This window comes from Campylobacter concisus, from assembly GCF_003048555.1.
Lineage (GTDB): Bacteria > Campylobacterota > Campylobacteria > Campylobacterales > Campylobacteraceae > Campylobacter_A > Campylobacter_A concisus_AO.
The window spans coordinates 1-6760 of sequence record NZ_PIRR01000063.1 but is presented as its reverse complement, the minus strand read 5'-3'; the positions used below and the strand labels follow the sequence as shown (position 1 = coordinate 6760).

At 39.2% G+C, this 6760-nt stretch carries 6 protein-coding genes; all 6 read left to right on the top strand.

All coding sequences use genetic code 11. The annotated features are described in order from the left end of the window. The first annotated feature begins 90 nt into the window (after positions 1-90). Positions 91-2364: a 5-methyltetrahydropteroyltriglutamate--homocysteine S-methyltransferase gene (metE, locus tag CVS92_RS08485; protein WP_107789159.1), complete on the top strand. Its 2274-nt coding sequence runs from the start codon at positions 91-93 to the stop codon at positions 2362-2364. Between the two features lie 25 nt (positions 2365-2389). After that, positions 2390-2848 carry a hypothetical protein gene (locus CVS92_RS08480; RefSeq protein ID WP_107789158.1) on the top strand — a complete coding sequence of 153 codons (459 nt, stop codon included), beginning with the start codon at positions 2390-2392 and terminating at the stop codon, positions 2846-2848. Between the two features lie 4 nt (positions 2849-2852). Continuing rightward, positions 2853-3737 (top strand): methylenetetrahydrofolate reductase, encoded by an 885-nt coding sequence (locus CVS92_RS08475; protein ID WP_107789157.1) that lies wholly within the window; start codon positions 2853-2855, stop codon positions 3735-3737. A 97-nt stretch (positions 3738-3834) separates the two neighbouring features. Then, the gene (locus tag CVS92_RS08470) at positions 3835-5205 is read left to right on the top strand and encodes a mannose-1-phosphate guanylyltransferase/mannose-6-phosphate isomerase (protein WP_107789156.1); all 1371 of its coding nucleotides are present in this window, start codon (positions 3835-3837) and stop codon (positions 5203-5205) included. 3 nt (positions 5206-5208) lie between these two features. Beyond that, entirely contained in the window at positions 5209-6351 is a 1143-nt protein-coding gene (gene gmd / locus CVS92_RS08465; RefSeq protein ID WP_107789155.1) for a GDP-mannose 4,6-dehydratase, read from the top strand. Between the two features lie 23 nt (positions 6352-6374). Continuing rightward, on the top strand, positions 6375-6760 hold a 386-nt coding region (locus CVS92_RS08460), incomplete at its 3' end, for an oligosaccharide flippase family protein (protein ID WP_159070358.1).

Below are 6760 nucleotides of genomic sequence, written 5' to 3'. Positions count from 1 at the left end.
CCCCCAAACCCCCACCTACCCCACTGCACGTTCAAGGTTGCTGCGCAGGGTACAGATTTAATTTAAAATAGAAATTTAAAAAGGATAAAAATGATAAAAAGTTATGTTTTAGGTTTTCCAAGAATCGGAGAAAAAAGAGAGTTAAAGCGCGCGTTAGAGGGCTTTTGGGCTGGTAAAGAGGGCTTTAGTGAAGAGAATTTGCAAGAGACTGCAAAGACACTTCGCCAAAGACACTGGAAATATCAACAAGACGCTGGAATTTTGGCTATTAGCGTTAATGATTTTTCATTTTACGACCTAATGCTTGATAACATCATCGCTTTTGGCGCTACGCCTCCAAGATTTGCAAATTTAAGCGGCTTAGAGCAATATTTTGCTTGCTCAAGAGGCAATAAAAATGGCGTTGCGATGGAGATGACAAAGTGGTTTAACACAAACTACCACTACATCGTGCCAGAGCTTAGCAGCGAGAGTAAATTTAGCCTAAAAGCGGACAAAATTCTAAATGAATACAAAGAGGCGAAGGCTAACGGCGTAAAAGGCAAGGTAAATTTGATCGGTCCTATCACATTTTTGGCCCTTTCAAAGACGACTGACGGCAGCTGCCCATTTAAGCACCTTGACGCGCTTGTAGGCGAGTATAAAAAGCTACTTGAGCAAATTTCTAAGCTTGATGATGAAATTTTAGTGCAGTTTGACGAGCCGATCTTTGTAACTGACAAAAATGAAAGCGATCTTTTGCCACTTATAACTAAGGTTTATAACGAGCTAACAGGCGTTGCAAACAACATCAAGATCGTGTTTGCGACATATTTTGAGCATGCGATTAAAGCAGTTAGCGAAGTGGCTAAAACTAAAATTTACGGCATCGCACTTGACTTCATCCATGGCAAGAGAAATTTCGAAGCACTTGAGACTATCAAAAACAGCCATTTGACGCTATTTGCTGGCGTGATCGACGGCAGAAATATCTGGAAAAGCAACATCGATGAAAAAGTAAAACTTGTTCGTGAAATTTCAGAGAAAATAGGCGGCAAAGACTTTTACATCGGTACTTCGTGCTCGCTTCTTCACGTACCATACACGCTAAAATATGAAGAGAATTTAAACCCTGAGATCAAAAGCTGGCTAAGCTTTGCGGTTGAGAAGCTTGATGAGATCAAGATCATCACAAAACTGGCAAACGGCGAGAAGCTAAATGAGGCTGAGGCAAAAATTTACGAAGAGAACAAAAATGCCGTTAAAACCCGTGCTACTTCAAAGCTCATCCACTCTGAAAGCGTTCAAAAACGCATCAAAAATTTAAGCAAATTTGAGCGTGATGAGAAATTTGAAGATCGCATCAAAATTCAACGCGAAACACTAAAATACGGCATCTTGCCAACAACAACGATAGGTAGCTTCCCTCAAACGGTTGATCTTCGCGTACTTCGCCAAAATTTCAAAAAAGGTGAGATCGACGCGGCTGCTTATGAAGCTGGCATCAAAAAATACATCGATCACTGCGTGAAATTCCAAGAAGATATCGGCCTAGACGTGCTAGTACATGGCGAGCCAGAGAGAAACGACATGGTTGAGTACTTTGGCGAGCAGATCAGTGGATATGCATTTAGCCAAAATGGCTGGGTACAAAGCTACGGCAGCCGCTGCGTCAAACCACCACTTCTCTTTGGTGATGTAAGCCGCCCAGAGCCGATGACTGTTAAGTGGATGAAATACGCTCAAAGCATCACAAAACACGTAATGAAGGGCATGCTAACAGGTCCTGTGACTATGCTAAACTGGAGCTTTGTGCGTGACGATCTGCCAAGAAGTGAGGTGGCAAAACAGCTCGCGCTTTGTATCTATGACGAGATCGCAGACCTTCAAAATGCAGGCATCAGAGTGATCCAAGTCGATGAAGCAGCATTTAAAGAGGGCTATCCGCTAAGAGCTGAAAACATCCCAGCTTATGAGAAATTTGCGGTTGATTGCTTCAAGCTTTCAGTAAGCTCGGCTGAAGCAAAAACTCAGATCCACACGCATATGTGCTACTCTGAATTCAACGATATTATTAAGACTATTGAAGCTATGGACGCTGATGTTATTAGTATCGAGACTGCAAGAAGTGGCAACGAGCTACTTAAAATTTTTAAAGCCGTTGGCTACAAACAAGAGGTCGGACCTGGCGTTTACGACATCCACAGCCCACGTGTGCCAAGTGTCGAGGAGATCGTCGCTCAGATCAAAGCTCTGCTTGAAGTCTTACCAAAAGAGCAGCTCTGGATCAACCCAGACTGCGGCCTAAAAACTAGAAAATGGGAAGAGGTCGAGCCAAGCCTTAAAAACATGGTAGAAGCTGTCAAGATTGTAAGAGGTCTATAAAATTTAGTTAAAAAGGATTTGAAAAATGAAAAGGATTTTTCTATTTGTAATATTAGTTATCTTTGCGTCCGGATGTAGTTCTGGACGCCACTCTATACCACTCAACAAAGGTGCGTATAAGCAAACAAATATCTATAGTATCAGTGAGGCTTTAAATTTAGAAGCTGCCAAAAAAGAGCTAGCAGGCTTTGAAAATGTGAGGCTTGAATTTGGCTCAAACGACCAAAATAAAAGCGTCATCAAGGCAAATATAAAGGTTCAAAGATTTATCACTGATCGCGGAGATATAAAGGGCTATTGCCAAGAGGCTTTTGTCGCCGTTATAAAAAGATATATGATAGCTGCTAAAAAGCAAAATGCCGACGTGGCAAATATCGTAAGCTTTTGGCGAGCCGATGCGAAATACCTAAAAGACGAGTTTGTTTGCATGTCGTCAAAAAGTTCTGTTGGCGTGGTGATGAGGGCTGATTTAGTTCAAAAGTGAGAAAATGCTAAAAGAGAAAATTTTAAATAAAGAAAAAGGGCTCGTGCTATATGGCCTTACACCGCCAAAGGCTGAATTTGAAGAGTCAAAGCTGCGTGAGATCTCAGAGCGCTGGACGGGGCGGATAAATGATATCAAGGCCGATGGGCTCGTGCTTTACGAGGTGCAAGACGAGAGTGAGCGAAATGATAGCGAGAGGACATTTGAGTTTAGTGGGACGCTAAGCCCAGAAATTTACTACAAAAGGTACCTAAACGTCGCAACGCCTAGTATATTTTACCGCGTGGCTAGCGGATACGGCGAGGATGAATTTCGCGCAGCACTTAAGGCTCAAAGCTCAAATTTAAACGTTCTAGTGGGGGCAACTTCTAGCACGCAAAAAGTGAGGCTAAATTTATCTCGCGCTTACGAGATCGCTAGCGAATTTAAAGAGTTGGCAGTAGGTGGCGTCTGTATCGCAGAGCGTCACGGCAAAAAGGGCGATGAGCCACAAAGGATACGTGAAAAGATCGCAGCCGGGGCTAAATTTTTCATATCGCAAGCGATCTTTGACGTACAGCTAGCGCGTAAATTTTTAGAGGATTGCGCGGCTGCAAAGATAAGCGAGCCGATATTTCTTACATTTAGTACAGCGGGCAATGCAAAAACGCTTGAATTTATCAAATGGCTCGGAGTGAGCGTGCCAAGCTCGGTCGAAGAGAGGCTAAATTTAAGCTCTGACTACCTAGCTAGTAGCTGCGAGATCATCAAAGAAATTTGGTGTGAGCTAAAGAAATTTGGCGACAAAAACGGGCTAAATTTAAGCATAAATATAGAAAGTGTTATGGCAAAAAGAGCCGAGATCGAAGCGAGCTTGGAGCTAACACATAAGATGAGAGAGGTGTTTTGATCTGTCTGGTAAAGATCATCAAATTTATCTGTTTAAAAGTGAGTTTTTGGTTTAATTAAATAAGATTTTTAATATTAATTTAAAGTTGAAATAAATTATGACTAATATATTATTATGTGGCGGTTCTGGTACGAGGTTGTGGCCTATTAGTAGGACTTTAATGCCAAAACAATTTATTAAATTATTTGACGATAGATCACTTTTTCAGCTAACTGCACTACGAAATAGTGAAATTTGTGACAATACATTTGTGATTACAAATATCGATCACTACTACTTGGCGATGGATCAGATAGAAAATTTAAATATCACAAATTTTAAATATCTTCTCGAGCCAGTTGGTAGAAATACTGCGCCAGCGATCACATTAGCTTGCCTTGCACTTGATTTAAATGAGATTGTTTTAGTAACCCCTTCAGATCATTTGATAAAGGACATTAAAGCATATCACACAAGCGTAAAAGCTGCAAAAGAGCTGGCAGAGCAAAATTTCTTAGTTACTTTTGGTATAAAGCCAAGGTCACCTGAGACGGGATTTGGATATATAGAGAGCTATAATGGCGATGTAAAGGCCTTTTATGAAAAGCCAGACTATGAAAAGGCAGTGAAATTTCTAAAAGATCAAAATTTCTACTGGAATTCAGGTATGTTTGTCTTTAAGGCAGACGTTTTCTTGGATCAGATGAAAATTTTTGCTCCTGAGATACTTGAAGCATGCAAAGTAGCTTTTGATAACGCAAAAAAAGATGAATTTGATATCAAAATAGACTTTATCGACATGCAAAATATCCCACAAAATAGCATAGATTATGCTGTGATGGAAAAGTCTGGTATCGCAAAAATGGTAGCACTAGATGCGTCTTGGAGTGATCTTGGAAGTTTTGATAGTTTGGATGAGCAGCTACCAAAAGATGCCAATGGCAATACAATAAATAGTGATCTGATACAGATAAATTCTCACAATAATCTAGTTCTATCTAGTGGCAAAAAAATAGCTTTGATAGATGCTGATGATCTAACTGTGGTTGATACAAAAGATGCTCTTTTAATATCTAAAAAATCATCTAGCCAAAAAGTAAAAAATGTGGTGGAAATTTTAAAAGAGGAGAGCTCTGAGCTTTGTAATGCCCATGTTACGACAAATAGGCCTTGGGGAAACTACACTGTCCTTGAAAATCAAGATGGTTATAAGATAAAGATAATAGAGGTAAAACCTGGCAAAAGACTATCTTTACAAAGGCATTTTCATAGAAATGAGCATTGGATAGTGCTATCAGGTAGCGCCACCGTTACGATAGGTGAGACAACTAGACTCGTTTGTCCTAATGAGTCTATCTATATAAAAATGGGTGAAATTCATAGGCTATCTAATGAAGGTAAGATCCCTGTGGTTTTAATAGAAGCTCAAGTTGGTGAATACACAGGCGAAGATGATATAATTCGCCTTGATGATGATTTTAAAAGGTAATTTATGGATAAAAAAGTAGCGTTAATAACTGGTATAACTGGTCAAGACGGATCGTATCTGGCGGAATTTTTACTAAAAAAAGGTTATATAGTCCATGGTGTAAAAAGGCGAACAAGCCTTTTTAATACAGACAGAATAGACCATCTTTATCAAGATCCGCATGTTGATAATAGAAATTTTTTCTTACATTATGGTGATATGACGGACTCTATGAATTTAACAAGGATCATCCAAGAAGTACAGCCAGATGAAATTTACAACCTAGCTGCCATGAGCCACGTGCATGTTAGCTTTGAAACCCCAGAATATGTCGCAAATGCTGATGGCACAGGCACTCTTAGATTGCTTGAAGCTATAAGGATATTAGGGCTTGAGAAAAAGACTAAAATTTATCAAGCCTCTACATCTGAGCTTTACGGAAAAGTGCAAGAGACGCCACAAAGCGAAACGACTCCATTTTATCCAAGAAGCCCTTATGCGGTTGCAAAGATGTATGCATACTGGATAACGGTTAATTATAGAGAGGCTTACGGTATTTTTGCCTGCAATGGTATATTGTTTAATCACGAATCACCAGTTAGAGGTGAGACATTTGTAACTAGAAAGATCACAAGAGCAGCTAGTAAGATAGCGCTTGGGCTTCATGACAAGCTTTATCTTGGAAATTTAGATGCCAAAAGAGACTGGGGGCATGCAAAAGATTATGTAAAGATGATGTGGATGATACTACAAGCCCCAGAGCCAGAAGACTGGGTGATAGCAACTGGACAAACAACAGCGGTTAGAGATTTTGTAAAATTTGCATTTTCTTATGCTGGCATAAATTTGAGATTTGAAGGGGCTGGCGTAGACGAGGTAGGAGTCGTGGACTCACTAAATTTTGAAAAAGCAAAAGAGTTAAATTTAAATTTGTCCCATTTAACTATCGGACAAACTGTGGTTTGCGTAGATCCAAGATATTTTAGACCAACGGAGGTTGATTTGCTGCTTGGAGATCCTAGTAAAGCAGAGAAAAAGCTAGGTTGGAAGAGAGAATTTAACCTTCAAGATCTAGTAAATGACATGATGAAGTCGGACTTAAAACTCATGACAAAAGATCTCTATCTACAAGATGGCGGATATGAGATAATGAGCTATTTTGAGTAAAACTATAAAAGTATATAGAACTAATGTCTTTTTTTGGTAGTGCTGGCTCTATTAGGTATTTGAAAAATATATCTTGGTTAATGCTTGAAAGAGTGCTACGTATTTTTGCTGCCTTTTTTGTTGGTGTGTGGGTTGCAAGATATTTAGGTCCAGTTGATTTCGGTGCTTTAAATTATCTCCAGAGTTTAATAGGGTTATTTTTTATTTTAGCTACACTTGGCCTTGATGAAATAACAATAAAAGAACTAGTTGAAAAGAAATTTAATGAATATGAAATAGTAGGAACAACAGCAGTTATAAAGTTAATAGGATCTATTTTGTGTATTATTGCAGTATTAGCATTTATATATGTAACTAAAATGGACAGTTATGTATCATTTTTGTTGTTTATTTTATCACTATCTAGTAG

Bases quoted from the DNA above. Each gene is read 5' to 3' on its own strand.
- CVS92_RS08480 (WP_107789158.1), top strand. From the start codon at position 2,390: ATGAAAAGGATTTTTCTATTTGTAATATTAGTTATCTTTGCGTCCGGA.
- metE (WP_107789159.1), top strand. From the start codon at position 91: ATGATAAAAAGTTATGTTTTAGGTTTTCCAAGAATCGGAGAAAAAAGA.
- CVS92_RS08475 (WP_107789157.1), top strand. From the start codon at position 2,853: ATGCTAAAAGAGAAAATTTTAAATAAAGAAAAAGGGCTCGTGCTATAT.
- gmd (WP_107789155.1), top strand. From the start codon at position 5,209: ATGGATAAAAAAGTAGCGTTAATAACTGGTATAACTGGTCAAGACGGA.
- CVS92_RS08470 (WP_107789156.1), top strand. From the start codon at position 3,835: ATGACTAATATATTATTATGTGGCGGTTCTGGTACGAGGTTGTGGCCT.